Below are 15,571 nucleotides of genomic sequence, written 5' to 3'. Positions count from 1 at the left end.
CTCAGCGCTCCCGCAGGCCTTCGCCGACGTGTTCCTGCAGCGGGCTGAGGAAGTAGTCGATCACCCGGCGCTTGCCGGTCTTGATCTCGGCGCTGACCGCCATGCCGGCGCTCAGATTGACGCGGGCGCCGTCGATCAGCAGATGGCTTTGCTTGAGCCGGATGCGGGCGGGAAACAGCAGGCCGCGCTTTTCGTCCTGCTGCGCGTCGTGGCTGACGGTTTCCACCACGCCGTCCAGATAGCCGTAACGGGTATATGGGAAGCTTTCCACTTTCACCGTCACCGCCTGGCCGGGCCGGACAAAGCCGATATCTTTGTTTTCAATCTGCGCTTCCACTTCCAGCGCCTCGTTGGCAGGCACCACCGCCAGCAGCGGCTGGGCCTCGGTGACCACGCCGCCGACGGTGTGGATGGCCAGCTGCTGCACGCTGCCGGACACCGGCGCGGTGAGCTGGGTCAGCGCCTGGCGGCGGCCGGTCTTCTTCACTTCCTCGCCGGACTGGCTGGCCTGCTCGCGCGCTTCGCGCAGCTTGTCCAGCGCGTCGCTGCGGAAGTTGGCGGTCAGCGCTTGCAGTTCTTCGCGCTGGCTGGCGATGGCGGCGGCCAGTTCCTGGATGCGGCTCTGCTGGCTGGCCAGGTCGCCCTGCTGCTCGATGCGCGCCTGCTGCTTGTCCAGATAGGCATGCTTGGAGATGAAATTCTTGTCCAGCAGCTCCTGGTAATCGTGCTCGCGCGCTTCGGCCAGCCGCGCCGTGCCTTGCAGCTTGATCACTTGCTGGCGGGTGGTGGACAGCTCGGCCTCGCGCTGGCGCAGCGTGGCCTGCAGCGCGTCGCGCTTGGCCTGGTAGGCGCGCCACTGGCCGATGGCCAGCGTCTCCTCGTTCAGCTGCTTGGCCGGGTCGACGCCGTCCAGCTTCTCCAGCTGCGGCAGCCGGCCGTTGTCCAGCGCGGCCAACAGCGCCTGGTAGCGGGCGGCGGCCAGGCGGGCGGTTTCCAGCGCGTCGCCGGCCTTGCGGTTGTCGGCGCCGGCGGCGGTGGCGTCCAGCTCGATCAGCAGCTGGCCGGCCTTGACCAGCTGGCCGTCGCGCACGTGGATAGCCTTGACCACGCTGGGCTCCAGCGGCTGGATGATCTTGGTGCGGCCGCCGCTGACGGTCTTGCCGCCGGCGACGGCGACGATGTCCAGCTGGCCGATCAGCGCCCACAGCAGCGCGCAGACGAACAGCGCGACGATCACCCGCATGCTCCAGCGCGGCAAGGGCGAAGCCGGGCTGTCGGTCAGCTCCAGGTGGGCGGGCAGGAAGGCCAACTCGTCCTCGCTGCGCGGCTTGGGATCGAGCTGGTGGCGAATGGACCAATGGTCGGCGAACGCCTGGCGGTAGCGTTGCAGGAAGTCCCGCAGCGCCTCAATCTGATGCTTCATCTCGGCTTATCCTTGCTGCAGGCTGTGGAGGTGGGCGTAGTAGCCGCCGGGCTTCTGCGCCAGTTCGGCATGGCTGCCAGCCTCGACGATCACGCCCTTGTCCATCGCGATGATGCGGTGAGCGCCGCGTACAGTGGACAGGCGGTGGGCGATGATCAGCACGGTGCGGCCCTGGCAGATGGCGCGCATGTTCTGCATCACCGCGCGCTCGGACTCGTAGTCCAGCGCGCTGGTAGCTTCGTCCAGAATCAGGATGCGCGGGTTGCAGACCAGCGCGCGGGCGATGGCGATGCGCTGGCGCTGGCCGCCGGACAGGCTGGCGCCGTGCTCGCCGACCATGGTGTCGTAGCCCTCGGCCAGCTCCATGATGAAATCGTGGGCGCCGGCCAGCTTGGCGGCGCGGATCACCGCGTCCAGCGACATGCCGGGATCGGACAGCGCGATGTTGTCGCGCACGCTGCGGTTGAACAGCAGGTTCTCCTGCAGCACCACGCCGATCTGGCGGCGCAGCCAGGCCGGATCGGCCAGGGACAGATCGTTGCCGTCCACCAGCACTCGGCCGGATTCCGGCACGTACAGCCGCTGCACCAGCTTGGTCAGCGTGCTCTTGCCGGAGCCGGAGCGGCCGACGATGCCCACCACCTCGCCGGCGCGGATCTCCAGGCTCAGCTTGCGCAGAACCTCCGGACCGTCCGGACGGTAGCGGAACACCACCTGGTCGAACTCGATCTTGCCCTGGATGGCCGGCAGCGCCACCCGGCTGGCCGGCAATTCGGTGCGGGTGTTGAGGATGTCCCCCAGCCGCTCCACCGAAATGCCCACCTGCTGGAAGTCCTGCCACAGCTGGGCCAGACGCACCACAGGCGCCGCCACCTGGCCAGCCAGCATATTGAAGGCGATCAGCTGGCCCACCGACAGGTCGCCGCCGATCACCAGCTTGGCGCCCAGCCACAGCGTGGCCACCGTCACCAGCTTCTGGATCAGCTGCACGCCGTTCTGGCCGATATTGGCCAGCCGCGTCACGCGGAAGCCTGCGGCCACGTAGGCCGCCAGCTGGTTGTCCCAACGCCGGGTCATGTGCGGCTCCACCGCCATCGACTTGATGGTGCCGATGCCGCCGACCGACTCCACCAGGAAGGACTGGTTGTCGGCGCCGCGGGCGAATTTCTCGTCCAGCCGCCGGCGCAGCACCGGCGTCAGCAGCGCCGACCAGGCGGCGTAGCACGGCAAGGAAATCACCACGATCAGCGTCAGCCAGCCGCTGTAATAGAACATCACCGCCAGGAACACGAAGGAGAACAGCAGGTCCAGCACCGTGGTCAGCGCCTGGCCGGTAAGGAAGTTGCGGATGCTGTCCAGCTCGCGCACCCGCGCCACCGTGTCGCCGACGCGGCGCGCCTCGTAATAGGCCAGCGGCAGCGCCAGCAGATGGCGGAACAAGCGTGCGCCCAGCTCCACGTCGATGCGGCTGGTGGTGTGGGCGAACACGTGGCCGCGCAGGGCGGACAAAATCACATTGAACACCGACAGCGCCAGCAGGCCGACGGCGATCACGTCCAGCGTATTGAAGGCGCGATTGACCAGCACCTTGTCCATCACCACCTGGAAGAACAGCGGCGTCACCAGCGCGAACAGCTGCAGCACGAAGGACACGCCCAGCACTTCCAGCAGCAGCTTGCGGTACTTGACGATGGCCGGCACGAACCAGGTGAAGTCGAACTTGACCAGCGCCCCGGCCGCCGACGCGCGCGAGGCGACAACCAGTAGCCGGCCGTCGTAGCGCGCCGCCAGCTCGTCTTGGCTCAACACGGCGGGACGACCCTGCTTCAGATCGTGGATCAAGACTTTGCCGCCGTCGCAGCGAGCAATGATGAAGTGCTCGCCATTGGCCGCCAGCGCCAGCGCCGGCAGCGCCATCAGGCCGATGCGGTCCAGCGGCTGCTTGACGATCTTGGCCTTCAGCTCCAAATGCTTGGCAGCGAGGAGGAGATCGGTTTCGGAGAACAGTTCGGCAGAGCGGCCGAACTGGTGGGACAGTTGCTCGGGATCGGCGGCGATGCCGTGGAACTGGGCCAATAAAACCAGGCCAAGCAGGCCTAGATCGCTCGGCGTCTCAGGATGAGCGCAAAATGGTGCAGATGACATGGTTCTTGCTGATTTTTACGAATCCATGTCATATACAGCCATATAATATTCATTTCAATATTTACTTGAGTTAAAAATACCAATAATAAATATCTGTTTAAATATAATCATTTAACGATTTATTTTCATTGCTCGATTCACATAATCTGCCCGGAGCATTGATCTTCATGCATCGTCGCCGTTAGCGGAGATATTCCTTCTGTGTCGTTTGATCACATAAACTTCATTTATGCCGACACCGGTTTATTCCGTTCCAGACCGATGCGCAGCACCAGCGTCGCCGCCACTAGGCAGAGCGCGCCGGAAATCATCGTCGCCGCGGTATAGCTGCCCAAGCTGTTGCGCAGCATGCCCGCGCCCAGCGCCGCAAAAGCCGCGCCCAGCTGGTGGCCGGCGACGATCCAGCCGAACACCACCGGCGCCTGTTCGCTGCCGAATACCCCGGTGGTGAGCTTGACCGTGGGCGGCACCGTCGCCACCCAATCCAGGCCGTAGAACAAGGTAAACAGCGGCAAGCCGTAGAAATACTCCAGCCCGAAGGCATGCGGCAGATAGAGCAGCGCCAGCCCGCGCAAGCCGTAATAGACGAACAGCAGCGCCTGCGGCGCGAAGCGGTCGGACAGCCAGCCGGACAGGGTGGTGCCTAAAAGGTCGAACATGCCCATCGCCGCCAGCAGGCCGGCGCCGCGCACCGGCGTCAGGCCGTAATCGCCGCACATGGCGATGAAGTGAGTGCCGATATAGCCGTTGGTGCTGGCGCCGCAAACGAAGAAACTGGCGAACAGCAGCCAAAAGTCGCCGGAGCGGCTGGCGGTTTTCAGCGCGCCGAAGGCGATGAGAATGGGGTTGTGATGCGTCGCCGCGGGCGGAGGAGCGTCGTCTCGCTCGCCCAAAGGCCGCAAGCCCAGGCTGGCGGGCCGTTCCGGCAGCAGCAGCCACACCAGCGGCCACACGCAGACGATGCAAGCGGCAATCAGCCAAACCGTGCCGCGCCAGCCATGCTGGCTGGTCAGCCAGGCCATCAAGGGCAGAAACACCAACTGGCCGGTGGCGGAGCTGGCGGTGAGCAGGCCCATGGCCAGGCCGCGGTGCTGGACGAACCAGCGGTTGACCACCGACGCGCCCAAGGTCATCGCCGTGGCGCCGGTGCCGCAGCCCACCAGCAATCCCCACAATACCTGCAATTGCCAGTTGCTGCGCATCAGGCTGGACAAGGCCACGCTCGCCGCCAGCAAGGCCAAGGCGCTCAATACGGTGCGCCGCAAGCCGAAACGCAGCATCGCGGCGGCGGCGAACGGCCCCATCAGGCCGAACAAGGCCAGGTTGATGGACAAAGCCAGCGAAATGGCGGCGCGGCTCCAGCCGAACTCCCGCTCCAACGGCACCATCATCACGCTGGGCGCGGCGCGGATGGCCGCTGTGGCGAGCATCACCAGGAAAGTGACGGCCACGGCCACCCAGGCGTAGTGGAAACGCCCGCCGGTCCAGTCGCGCAAGCCGCTCATGCGACACCTCGTCTAGATATGCAACACTTCACAATAGTAGAGCGCGAGACCCAGCCTCCGGCACGATGCGCCCATTTGGCAGCCAGGCATCGTCCCAGGCTTCTTATCCACAGCCTTGTCCAGATCGCCAAGTTATCAACATCCAGCGGCATTCCACCCGCCGCTACGCGATCCCGACCATCCGCGCCACCTGGCGGCAGAGCATTGATTCGCCGGCATGGCGCGTGGCGGCCTCCAAAATGCAGTGATCGACGCCAAGCGGCGCTAGGCGGCGCTTTCAATATCAGCGATGGCTCTCAGCCTTTGCACCGTGGCTTGCATCCCCTCCCGCTCCTGCGCCGTGAGCGGTCTTTCACAATAGACGCGGCTAAGAAATAAAATGGCATCGTTTCCATCCGGTTCGTTTGCATAGCCCGGGTCGGCAATGATTTCATCAAGCAGGCTCTGGGTAATGGGTGCGACATGAAAATGACAGTTCAAACCGCTGGTGAAGCCCAGTTTGTAGAAAACCACCTTGTATGGCTCGTAGGCGCGCTGGAGGATGGTTTCGGCTCTTGCGAGCGCGGCGCCCAACTCTTGCAATGCCGCCATGCTCAGCGCGGGCAGATCAGCAGCCCGCTCCTTGGCTGAGAGGATGAGATAGCCAGGGAAACGGGCATCGCGCCGATGCGTCGCTTGCCAATGCGCCATTTCAAAAATCCGCAATTCACTCATGCCCGCGCCTTGAAATTTTCACAGGGAACCGAACGGGACCGCTCCCGCATAAAGCCAAGAAACGCTTCCAGCCTGGCGGACAAACCGCGCGAAGACGGCCACAACAGCCGCAGCGCCAACGCCTCGCCGTTTTCGCTGCCTAACAGCGGCCTCAAGCTGCCGTCTTCCAGTTCCCGGCGGATGGAGATGTCCGGCAGACAGGCGATGCCCTGCCCCTGCAAAGCGAAATCCAGCCGCGCATGCACGCTGTTGCACACCAGCGCGCGCGGCAATTCCGCATCGACCAGAGGCCATGCCTCCAACTTGCCGCTATTGGGCGAGCGGTAGTGGATCAATTGATGCTCCGCCAATTGCGCCGCGCTTCGCGGCTGGCCGTGGCGGGCCAGATAGTCCGGCGCGGCGACGATGAGACGGCGGAATCCCGGCAAGGCCAGGCTGCGCAGCTTGCCATCGTCGCCCGCGCCCACCCGGATGGCCGCGTCGAAACCTTCCTCTATGATGTCCACATTGCGTTCGCTGTAATCCAGCTCCAATGCCACTTCGGGATAACGTTGCCGGAAAGCCGCCAGCTCCGCCATCAGCACGCCGCCGATCGGCGGCAGGCTCAAGCGCAACACGCCGCCAGGCTGGCGGCTCGACCGCTCCAGCTCCGCGCGCAGCGCCTCGGCTTCTTCCAGCAACGTCCGGCCCCGGCTCAATACCGTTTCACCCTCCGCCGTCAGCGCCAATGAACGGGTGCTGCGTTGCAACAGCCGCACGCCCAAATCCGCTTCCAGCCGGCTGATGCGCTTGCCCACAGCCGACGCCGACACGCCCAGGACACGCCCCGCGCCGACAAAACTGCCCTGTTCCGCCACGGCGATGAACACCGCCAGTTCGCTCAATGAAGCCAGCACACGCCCTCCTTTGCCAATCGGCAAGTGTACGCCATTCATGCCAAATGGTTCCGCACAGAGTGGAGCGGCGACCGGCTGTTTCCGGCCATGGCCATCGCTTAGGCTGGCGCTTTGCCTTCACGCTGAGATCGCCACGCCATGTCTTCTTCCCGCCTCTTCACACCAGCGCTGTTGACGCTGGCGATGGCCGCCTTCGCCATCGGCACCGCCGAATTCATCATCATGGGCCTGCTGCCCCTCATCGCCGCCGATTTGCAAGTCGGCCTGCCGCGCGCCGGCTATCTGGTGTCCGGCTACGCGCTGGGCGTGGTGGCCGGCGGCCCGCTGCTGGCCGGCCTGATCGCCCGCGTGGATGAAAAACGCGCACTGAGCGGGCTGATGCTGATCTTCATCGTCGGCAACCTGGCCTGCCTGTTGGCTCCTGGCCTGTGGCCGCTGCTGCTGGCGCGGGTGTTCACCGCCTTCTGCCACGCCAGTTTCATCGGCGCGGCGGCGGTGATGGCGGCGCGGCTGGCTCCGCCCGGCATGGCCGGCCGGGCGATGGCCTTGATGTTCAGCGGCATGACGCTGGCCAATGTGCTGGGCGTGCCGGCCGGCACGCTGATCGGGCAATGGGCGGGCTGGCGCGCCAGCTTCGCCGCGGTGGCGGCGCTGGGCTTCATCACGCTATGGCTGATCCGTTGCCAGCTGCCGACCCAAGCGGTTGGACGCAGCCAAGGCAAGACGCAAGCGCGCTTGCCCGGCCGCGCCTGGCTGGCGCTGCTCGCCAGCGTCTTGGCCGCCGCCAGCATGTTCGCCTTTTTCACTTATCTGGTGCCGACGCTGAGCCAGGTCAGCGGCCTGCCCGCGCAATACGCCAGCGCGGCCTTGCTGCTATGCGGCGCGGGCTTGGTCGCCGGCGGCTGGCTGGGCGGCAGATTGGCGGACTGGAAGCTGAACCAGGCCTTGGCAATGACACTGGCGCTGTTGTGCGCCAGTCTGGCCGCCTTTTATCTGCTGGCCGCGCGCCTGCCTTTCGCGCTGGCGCTGATGACGCTATGGGGCGGGCTGGCTTTCGCCCTGTGCATGCTGCTGCAAGCGCTGGCCATCCGCCAGGCCGGCGAGGCGGCCGCGAGAGCTTCCGCTTTCAATGTCGGCGCCTTCAATCTGGGCAATGCCTTGGGCGCCTGGCTGGCGGGACTGCTGTTGGACCACGGCGGCAGGCTGACGCAAACCAGCCTGTTGGCTGCCGCTTTGGCAGGGCTGGCTTTGCTGCTGGCGCTGTTCATTTCTCGCGCGACCACCGCCAAACAACACGCTTTGGCGCAAGCATGAAAAAAACGGACCGCTCAGCGGTCCGTTCCTTGGATTGCAGCATCAGGCGGCCAGCCTGGTCGCCAGCGCCCGCATGGTCTGCCAGGGCTCGCCCGGCTCCACGCCCTTGATCTGGCGGTCGATGCGCGCGCACTCCGACAGCGCGTCCATCAGCTTGCGCGGGCCGATGCGGCGCAGCGCCGGCTCGGCCAGCTTCTGCTTCTCGCCCCACAGCCTCAGTTCGCGCGCCATGTCGCGCAGCTGGCGGCCGTCTTTCAGGCCCTGGCGCAGCTTGAGCAGCATGCGCACATCCTCGGCCAAGGACCACAACACCAGCACCGGCGCTTCGCCTTCGGCCATCAGGCCGTCCAGCATCCGCGTCAGCCGCGGCGCGTCGCCGCCCAGCCAGGCTTCGGACAGCTGGAACACGTCGAAACGCGCCACATTGGCCACCGCGGCCTGCAGATCGGCCAAACTCAGCTCGCCCTTGGGATAGAGCAGGGCCAGCTTGTCCACCTCCTGGCGCGCGGCCAGCAGATTGCCTTCCACGCGGTCGACGAAAAACTCCAGCGCCTCCGCCCCCAATTGCTGGCCTTGCGCCTTCATCCGGCGGCCTATCCAGCCCGGCAGCTCGCCGCGGCTGATCAGCCGCGCTTCCACCACCTGCGCCGCCTTTTCCAGCGCGGTGAACCATTTGCTCTGCTGCTGCGCCTTTTCCAGCTTGGGCAGCGTGATCAGCGTAATGGTGTCCTGCGGCGGCTCGGCGGCCAGGCGCTGCAGCGCTTCCGCGCCCTCGGTGCCTGGTTTGCCGCCGGGAATGCGGATTTCCAGCAACTTCAAGGAGGCGAACAGCGACACGCTGGACATCGAATCGCTCAGCTGCGACCAATCGAAGCCCGACTCCACCGTCAGCACTTCGCGCTCCAGATAGCCGGCCGCGCGGGCGGCCGCGCGCACCGCGTCCGCCGCCTCCAGCGCGAGCAAGGCCTCTTCGCCGTGCACCAGGTACAGCGGCGCCAGCCCTTTAGGCAGCGCCGCGGTCAATGCGTCAGGGCTGAGTGACGGCATTGGCGGGTTTCACGCTTTGCGGGCCGGCGGGTTCCGCTGCCGGCGCTTTCAGATAAGCCAGTCGGCGCACGATCTGCTCGGCGGCGTCGCGGCGCGCGTCGGCCCACAGCAGGTCTTCTTCCTGCTGCTTGCCCAGCACCTGGTTATCCGAATAGTTCATGCTGCGGCGAACGGTCACCATCATCGGCGGATCGATGGGCACGCCGCCTATCGACACCCGCACCTGCGCGCTATAGGTCAGCTGGTATTCGCTGATGCGGCCGCCGGTATTGATGGTGAGAATGTCCTTGGACTGGTTCTCCGCTTCCAGCGTCAGCACCGCCTGCGCATCCTTGGAACTATCCATCAGCGTCAGCTTGGGTTGGCGCGCCAGCACGGTGCGCAGATCCGGCTCGATCAACTTGCCGCCGGCTTCCAGATACAAGGTAGCGAATGGCAGCGGCTTGATCGGCCCGCCCAGGCCGCGCAGATGGAATCCGCAAGCGGTCAGCAGCAGAGCGAAACCGGCAAGCAGCGCGAGTTGCAGCGTGTGTTTCATTGCATTCCCCCATGGCGGACGCGCCGCCAAGCAAAAGCGGCGCGGGGCCCAACGGCAGCCCGCGCCGCGCATCCCCGATAGGATTAAACGACGATGTTCACCAGACGGCCCGGCACCACGATGATCTTCTTGGCCGGCTTGCCTTCCATGAACTTGATCACGTTCTCGTGCGCCAGCGCGGCGGCTTCGATGGCGTCCTTGGACGCTTCGGCGGCCACGGTCACGCTGCCGCGCAGCTTGCCGCACACCTGCACCATCAGCTCGATCTCGCTCTTCACCAGCGCGGCCTCGTCCACCTTCGGCCAGGTTTGCGCCAGCAGCTCGGTGCCCGGCTTCAGCTCGTTCCAGATGCCGTCGCAAACATGCGGCACGATGGGCGACAGCAGCAGGGTCGCGGCTTCCAGCACTTCCTGCGCCACGGCGCGGCCGGTTTCGCCTGCGGTGTCGGCCTTGTCGTAAGCGTTCAACAGCTCCATCACCGCGGCGATGGCGGTGTTGAACTGTTGGCGGCGGCCGTAATCATCGGCCACTTTCTGGATGGTGCTGTGCAGCTTGAAGCGCAGCTCTTTCTGGCTGGCGTTCAGCTCGCCCGCGGCATACGGGGCGACCACGCCGGCCTCGACGTGCTCGCGCGCGCTCTTCCACAGACGCTTCAGGAAGCGGAACGCGCCTTCCACGCCGGCGTCGGACCACTCCAGGCTCTGCTCCGGCGGCGCGGCGAACATCATGAACAGGCGCGCGGTGTCGGCGCCGTATTTCTCGATGAACTCCTGCGGATCCACGCCGTTGTTCTTGGACTTGGACATCTTCTCGATGCCGCCCACCACCACCGGCTGGCCGTCGACGCGATGCGTGGCCGCCACGATCTTGCCCTTGGCGTCGCGTTCCAGGATCACGTCCTGCGGCGCGATCCAGTCCTTGGAGCCGTTGGCCAGGTCGCGGTAGAAGGTTTCGCACACCACCATGCCCTGGGTCAGCAGGCTCTTGAACGGCTCGTCCGACGACACCAGGCCTTCGTCGCGCATCAGCTTATGGAAGAAGCGCGCATACAGCAGGTGCAGGATGGCGTGTTCGATGCCGCCCACGTATTGGTCGACCTGCAGCCAGTAGTCGGCTGCTTTCTTGTCCAACATCGCGGTGTCGCACTTGGGCGAGGCGTAGCGGGCGTAGTACCAGCTGGACTCCACGAAGGTATCCATGGTGTCGGTTTCACGCTTGGCCGCGCCGCCGCACTTCGGGCAGGCGGTTTCGTAGAATTCCGGCATCTTGGCCAGCGGGGAGCCGGCGCCGTCCGGAATCACGTTTTCAGGCAGCGTCACCGGCAAGTCTTTTTCCGGCACCGGCACGTCGCCGCAGCTGGCGCAGTGGATGATCGGAATCGGGCAGCCCCAATAACGCTGGCGGGAAATGCCCCAGTCGCGCAGGCGGTACTGTGTCTTCTTCTGGCCCTGGCTCTTGGCTTGCAGGTCGCCGATGATGGCGTCGAAGGCGGCTTGATAGCCCAGGCCGTCGTACTTGCCGGAATTGACCGTCTTCACGGTCTCATCCTTGGCGCCGTACCATTCCTGCCAGTTGGCGGCGTCGTACTCGCCTTCGCCGGACGCCAGCGCGATCACTTGCTTGATCGGCAGCTGGTATTTGTTGGCGAATTCGAAATCGCGCTCGTCGTGCGCCGGCACGGCCATCACCGCGCCTTCGCCGTAGCCCCACAGCACGTAGTTGGCCACCCATACCGGCAGCTTGTCGCCGGTCAGCGGGTGGATCACGGACAGACCGGTCGGCATGCCCTTCTTTTCCATCTTGGCGACGTCGGCCTCGGCCACGGAGCCGGACTTGCACTCGGCGATGAAGGCCTGCAGCTCGGCGTTGCCGGCGGCGGCCTGGGTGGCCAGCGGGTGCTCGGCGGCGACGGCGACGTAGGTGGCGCCCATCAGCGTGTCTGGACGGGTGGTGTAAACCTTCAGCTCGCCCGCGTGGCCGATGCTGGCCTGGTCATACGGGAACACCACGTCGGAACCGTAGCTCTTGCCTATCCAGTTACGCTGCATGGTCTTGACCTGTTCCGGCCAGCCGTCCAGCGTGTCCAGATCCGCCAGCAGCTGCTCGGCGTAGTCGGTGATGCGGAAGTAGTACATCGGGATTTCACGCTTTTCCACCAGCGCGCCCGAACGCCAGCCGCGGCCGTCCACCACTTGCTCGTTGGCCAGCACGGTCTGGTCCACCGGGTCCCAGTTGACCACGCCGTTCTTCTTGTAGATCACGCCCTTTTCGAACAGGCGGGTGAACAGCCACTGCTCCCAGCGGTAGTAGTCCGGCTTGCAGGTGGCCAGCTCGCGCTCCCAATCCAGCGCGAAGCCCAGGCTGTCCAGCTGCTTCTTCATGTATTCAATATTGGCGTAAGTCCACGCCGCCGGCGCGCCGCCGTTCTTCATCGCCGCGTTTTCGGCCGGCAGGCCGAAGGCGTCCCAGCCCATCGGTTGCAGCACGTTGAAGCCTTGCAGGCGCTTGAAGCGGGCCAGCACGTCGGTGATGGTGTAGTTGCGCACGTGGCCCATGTGCAGCTTGCCGGACGGATACGGGAACATCGACAGCGCGTAGTACTTGGGACGCGACGCGTCTTCAACGGCCTTGAAGGCGGCGGTTTTTTGCCATTTCTGCTGCGCGGCGGCTTCCAGCTCGCGCGGTGTGTAGTGTTCTTGCATGTCCGGAGTCTTTTTATTCAATGGAATTCGAGTCGAATGGATCGATTATATCGGCAAAAGCGCCAAAAAGGGGATGCGTAGAAACGGACAGGATGTCCGATTTCCGTACAAAAACAAGGCGTTCACAGCAGACGGATCAACATTTCGCTGGCCATGACCACCATCAGCAACGCAAACGCCTTTTTCAGCCGGGCAACCGGCAGCCGGTGGGCGGCGCGCGCGCCCAAGGGCGCCATCGCCACCGTCATCAGGGTCAGCGTCAACATCGCCGGCAGATAAACATAGCCCACGCTGCCCCAGGGCAGGCCTGCCGCCCGCCAGCCGCTGGCCAGATAACCCAGCGCGCCGGACATGGCGATGGGCCAGCCCAAGGCTGCGCTGGTGCCGATGGCGCGGTGCATGGCCACATTGCACCAGCTCATGAAAGGCACGCTCATCGAACCGCCGCCTATGCCCACCCAGCTGGAAATCATGCCGATGGCGCCGCCGGCCGCGCCCTGGCCGGCCCAGCCCGGCATTTCGCGCCCGGCCTTGGGCTGCTTGCCTATCAGCATCTGCGCCGCCACCGCATAGGCGTAGATTACGAAGAACCAGGCCAGCGCGCGGCCGGGAATCCAGCCCGCCAGCAGGCTGCCGCCCAAGGTGCCCAACACCATGGCCGGCGCCATGCCGCGGACGATGCGCCAATCCACCGCGCCCTTGCGATGGTGGGCGCGCACGCTGGAGGCGCTGGTGAACACCATCACCGCCAACGAGGTGCCCACCGCCAGATGCTGGATATGAGTGCCGCCCAGCTGCGCGGCCGACAAGACGGCCACCACCACCGGCACGATGATCAATCCCCCGCCCACGCCCAGCAAACCGGCCAGGAAGCCGGCGATGGCACCGCAGGCCAACAGCGCGGCGAACAATTCAAAAGACAACATGGCATCTCCGGCAAACAATCCTGTCTATGATCCACCACTCCAACGAAACAACCCTGTCAGCGCGCAGAAAAGCGCCATATCAGGTATCCCGCGCCGACAATCAGCGACAATAAAACCGCGACAGCCATCAGGCCTGGCAAAACTGCGCGTTTGCCGACCGGCGTGGCCGGCTCCGTCAGCTCCGCCACCTCAGCAGTGGGCTGAGCCATAGGGACAGACTCGCAGGCTATCCCCTTCTCCACGCAGGCATTAGCCAAGGCGATCTCCACCCGCCGGCGCCAGACTTCAAGCTCGGCATGCCACGCCTCCCATGCCGCTCTAGCGTCCTCATCCAGCAGCCAGTAATCGCTGGAGTCGTTCTTGGGATGGGCGTAGTTTCGAAAGCCCGCTTCTTTTTCATGCAAGGCGGACAGCAGACCATGCCCTGCCGCATTGCCGGCGCCGAATGGAACCAGCGGCAGACGCTGCCAGTCCGCCCACTCGCCGGCCGATGTCGGCATATAAGGCGCCGCCGCCCCATCTCCCGGCTTCACCGCGCCATAAGCCATTTTTTCTTCGAGCGCCGACTCGGCTTGGGACCTCAAGGCCGGCCAGTCCACCTGCATAAGAGGCGGGGCGGTCATTGGCCCGGCTTGCAGCCAGTAGCAATCCAGCTCCGCAGCCCAAGGCGAATGAGCCGGCCCATCCTCAGGCAACGCCGCCTCAGTCGGTTCCGGATAACATGCCCACAGCTCGCTTGAGTCGGAGAAACAAACCACAATGCCGCCAGCGCATTTGCGATCGTCCAGTCCAAGCTCCTCCGCCTCGGCCATATGCAGACGCTGCGCCCCGCGCTGCCTTAAGCACAACAGCCATTGCACAAAATCGCCAGCCAGCAGCTGGCCGGAAACGGCCACCCGAAACTGCATGGCGACTTGGCTGAACAAGCCATGCCGATACCAATCCTCCATGACAATCCGTCCCGCCAGATAAGCGCTGCCGTAAGCGCATAAAGCGATGCGCCTGTTTCTGTCCCCGCTCATTCAGCCTGGCCCACGCCCAGCATGTCCATCAGATAGGCCCACTCCTGCTCCGTCACCGGCGTGATGGACAGCCGGTTGCCGCGCTTGAGCACGGTCATGCTTTCCAGCATGGGGTGCTGGCGCAGTTCGGCCGGCGACACCAGCCGGGTCTTTTTGACGAAGCGGACGTCCACGCACAGCCAGCGCGGATTGGCGGGATCGGACTTGGCGTCGAGATAAGGGCTGGCGGGGTCGAACTGGCTGGAATCCGGATGCGCGGCGGCGGCCACTTCGGCGATGCCGGCGATGCCCGGCTCCGGGCAGGACGAGTGCCAGAACAGCACCTTGTCGCCGGGCCGCATCTCGTCGCGCATGAAGTTGCGCGCCTGGTAATTGCGCACGCCGGTCCATTCGAACAGCCGCGCCGGTTCGGCGGCCAGGTGGTCGATCGAGGTTTCATCGGGCTCGGACTTCATCAGCCAATAGCGCATGGGCAATCTCTGTTCATCACTGGGGAGGAAGGGAAAAACTTGCTCAATCTTACTGGAAAGAATGCCGCCTATGCTGAGACTGACAAGACAGGTCCGTTGCCTTGTTTCGATGCAGGAGAAGCCAAATGAAAAGATGGATCGCATGCCTGGCCTTGCTGGGCGGACTCAGCGGCTGCGTGGTGGCCCCGCCCTATGTCGCCCCGGCCCCGGTGGTGGTGCGCCCGGCCTTTATCGTGCCGGCGCCGGTATTTGTCTATGGCCCGCATTACGGCTGGCGCTAAAGCCAGCCCTCCGCCCAGCCCCCAGCGCTAGCGCGGCCCAAAGAGAAAGGTAGGGCGGAATCCCGGCTTTAGCCGGGAGTTCCGCCTTTGCCGCCTTTCCCTTGTCGATACGGCTCGGCGGATCGCCCCGCCAGCGGGGCATCCGCCCGACCACCCACCTGGCTGCAGCCCGGCTAATCCAGCCAGCGCCACAGCAGCAGCAAGGCGCCGAGATTGCCCAGCGCGCCCAGCCAGAACAACATCCGGAACGGCTGCTTCAGCGTTTTATGGCGAAAGGCATGCCGGGCCAGCCAGCCGCCCGGCCAGCCGCCTGCCAGCCCCATCAGCAGCAGCGTGGATTCCGGCGTGCGCCACGCTCCCGCCAAGGCGGCGCGCTTGTCCCGCCAATACAAGACAAATGTCGCCGCGCTGGCCGCCAGCAGCCAGATCAAAACCGCCTTCCCCATCTCCTGCCCCTCATTTCCAAACCGCGCCGCCGCGCAAGACCATTTGAATATTGTAAACACCATTTACCACAAGCTCGCCAAAACCGCCGCCGCCCGGCCTTATTATTGTCCGCACTATAACAATGGCCCGGCGCATCCGGGC

General features: G+C 65.0%; 14 protein-coding genes. 2 read left to right on the top strand and 12 right to left on the bottom strand.

The genetic code is table 11. The annotated features are described in order from the left end of the window. Position 1: 1 nt before the first annotated feature. The 5 genes from NKT35_RS08890 to NKT35_RS08870 form a co-directional block, all read right to left on the bottom strand. Positions 2-1,423, bottom strand: a complete 1,422-nt coding sequence (locus tag NKT35_RS08890) for an HlyD family type I secretion periplasmic adaptor subunit (protein WP_254300644.1) — start codon at positions 1,421-1,423, stop codon at positions 2-4. A 6-nt stretch (positions 1,424-1,429) separates the two neighbouring features. Next, positions 1,430-3,568, bottom strand: coding sequence for a type I secretion system permease/ATPase (locus tag NKT35_RS08885; protein ID WP_254300643.1), 2,139 nt, complete (start codon positions 3,566-3,568; stop codon positions 1,430-1,432). A 227-nt stretch (positions 3,569-3,795) separates the two neighbouring features. Next, positions 3,796-5,073 carry an MFS transporter gene (locus NKT35_RS08880; RefSeq protein WP_254300642.1) on the bottom strand — a complete coding sequence of 426 codons (1,278 nt, stop codon included), beginning with the start codon at positions 5,071-5,073 and terminating at the stop codon, positions 3,796-3,798. 264 nt (positions 5,074-5,337) lie between these two features. Next, complete coding sequence (locus tag NKT35_RS08875; protein WP_254300641.1) at positions 5,338-5,787, bottom strand: HIT family protein; 450 nt, start codon at positions 5,785-5,787, stop codon at positions 5,338-5,340. After that, on the bottom strand, positions 5,784-6,683 hold the full coding sequence (locus NKT35_RS08870) for a LysR family transcriptional regulator (protein ID WP_254300640.1): 900 nt from the start codon (positions 6,681-6,683) through the stop codon (positions 5,784-5,786). Before NKT35_RS08870 ends, NKT35_RS08875 begins: the two co-directional genes overlap by 4 nt. 138 nt (positions 6,684-6,821) lie before the next feature. On the opposite strand from NKT35_RS08870, the gene NKT35_RS08865 reads away from it, so the two are divergent. Next, entirely contained in the window at positions 6,822-7,997 is a 1,176-nt protein-coding gene (locus tag NKT35_RS08865) for an MFS transporter (RefSeq protein WP_254300639.1), read from the top strand. A 42-nt stretch (positions 7,998-8,039) separates the two neighbouring features. Here NKT35_RS08865 and holA read toward each other — a convergent pair whose 3' ends face one another. The 6 genes from holA to NKT35_RS08835 form a co-directional block, all read right to left on the bottom strand. After that, positions 8,040-9,044 carry a DNA polymerase III subunit delta gene (holA, locus tag NKT35_RS08860; protein ID WP_254300638.1) on the bottom strand — a complete coding sequence of 335 codons (1,005 nt, stop codon included), beginning with the start codon at positions 9,042-9,044 and terminating at the stop codon, positions 8,040-8,042. Beyond that, complete coding sequence (locus NKT35_RS08855) at positions 9,025-9,582, bottom strand: LPS-assembly lipoprotein LptE (protein WP_254300637.1); 558 nt, start codon at positions 9,580-9,582, stop codon at positions 9,025-9,027. The genes holA and NKT35_RS08855 overlap by 20 nt, the downstream gene beginning before the upstream one ends. An 83-nt stretch (positions 9,583-9,665) precedes the next feature. Next, entirely contained in the window at positions 9,666-12,284 is a 2,619-nt protein-coding gene (leuS, locus tag NKT35_RS08850; protein ID WP_254300636.1) for a leucine--tRNA ligase, read from the bottom strand. A gap of 122 nt (positions 12,285-12,406) precedes the next feature. After that, a complete protein-coding gene (locus tag NKT35_RS08845; RefSeq protein ID WP_254300635.1) occupies positions 12,407-13,210 on the bottom strand; it encodes a sulfite exporter TauE/SafE family protein in 804 nt (267 codons plus the stop codon). Positions 13,211-13,266: 56 nt separating this feature from the next. Then, on the bottom strand, positions 13,267-14,232 hold the full coding sequence (locus NKT35_RS08840) for a hypothetical protein (RefSeq protein WP_254300634.1): 966 nt from the start codon (positions 14,230-14,232) through the stop codon (positions 13,267-13,269). Then, the gene (locus NKT35_RS08835) at positions 14,229-14,702 is read right to left on the bottom strand and encodes an EVE domain-containing protein (RefSeq protein WP_254300633.1); all 474 of its coding nucleotides are present in this window, start codon (positions 14,700-14,702) and stop codon (positions 14,229-14,231) included. The genes NKT35_RS08840 and NKT35_RS08835 overlap by 4 nt, the downstream gene beginning before the upstream one ends. Before the next feature lie 125 nt (positions 14,703-14,827). Here NKT35_RS08835 and NKT35_RS08830 point away from each other — a divergent pair, with 125 nt between their 5' ends. Next, positions 14,828-14,983, top strand: a complete 156-nt coding sequence (locus NKT35_RS08830; protein WP_254300632.1) for a hypothetical protein — start codon at positions 14,828-14,830, stop codon at positions 14,981-14,983. Between the two features lie 173 nt (positions 14,984-15,156). On the opposite strand, the gene NKT35_RS08825 is transcribed toward NKT35_RS08830, so the two are convergent. Next, complete coding sequence (locus tag NKT35_RS08825) at positions 15,157-15,429, bottom strand: DUF1294 domain-containing protein (protein ID WP_254300631.1); 273 nt, start codon at positions 15,427-15,429, stop codon at positions 15,157-15,159. Positions 15,430-15,571 lie beyond the last annotated feature (142 nt).

Source organism: Chromobacterium sp. IIBBL 290-4, assembly GCF_024207115.1.
In the GTDB taxonomy this organism is placed as follows: domain Bacteria; phylum Pseudomonadota; class Gammaproteobacteria; order Burkholderiales; family Chromobacteriaceae; genus Chromobacterium.
This window is presented reverse-complemented; position numbering and strand designations above follow the sequence as displayed.

Excerpts from the sequence above, each read along its gene's own strand:
- NKT35_RS08890 (WP_254300644.1), bottom strand. The coding sequence starts at position 1,423 with ATGAAGCATCAGATTGAGGCGCTGCGGGACTTCCTGCAACGCTACCGC.
- NKT35_RS08885 (WP_254300643.1), bottom strand. The coding sequence starts at position 3,568 with ATGTCATCTGCACCATTTTGCGCTCATCCTGAGACGCCGAGCGATCTA.
- NKT35_RS08880 (WP_254300642.1), bottom strand. The coding sequence starts at position 5,073 with ATGAGCGGCTTGCGCGACTGGACCGGCGGGCGTTTCCACTACGCCTGG.
- NKT35_RS08875 (WP_254300641.1), bottom strand. The coding sequence starts at position 5,787 with ATGAGTGAATTGCGGATTTTTGAAATGGCGCATTGGCAAGCGACGCAT.
- NKT35_RS08865 (WP_254300639.1), top strand. The coding sequence starts at position 6,822 with ATGTCTTCTTCCCGCCTCTTCACACCAGCGCTGTTGACGCTGGCGATG.
- holA (WP_254300638.1), bottom strand. The coding sequence starts at position 9,044 with ATGCCGTCACTCAGCCCTGACGCATTGACCGCGGCGCTGCCTAAAGGG.
- NKT35_RS08855 (WP_254300637.1), bottom strand. The coding sequence starts at position 9,582 with ATGAAACACACGCTGCAACTCGCGCTGCTTGCCGGTTTCGCTCTGCTG.
- leuS (WP_254300636.1), bottom strand. The coding sequence starts at position 12,284 with ATGCAAGAACACTACACACCGCGCGAGCTGGAAGCCGCCGCGCAGCAG.
- NKT35_RS08845 (WP_254300635.1), bottom strand. The coding sequence starts at position 13,210 with ATGTTGTCTTTTGAATTGTTCGCCGCGCTGTTGGCCTGCGGTGCCATC.
- NKT35_RS08840 (WP_254300634.1), bottom strand. The coding sequence starts at position 14,232 with ATGAGCGGGGACAGAAACAGGCGCATCGCTTTATGCGCTTACGGCAGC.
- NKT35_RS08835 (WP_254300633.1), bottom strand. The coding sequence starts at position 14,702 with ATGCGCTATTGGCTGATGAAGTCCGAGCCCGATGAAACCTCGATCGAC.
- NKT35_RS08830 (WP_254300632.1), top strand. The coding sequence starts at position 14,828 with ATGAAAAGATGGATCGCATGCCTGGCCTTGCTGGGCGGACTCAGCGGC.
- NKT35_RS08825 (WP_254300631.1), bottom strand. The coding sequence starts at position 15,429 with ATGGGGAAGGCGGTTTTGATCTGGCTGCTGGCGGCCAGCGCGGCGACA.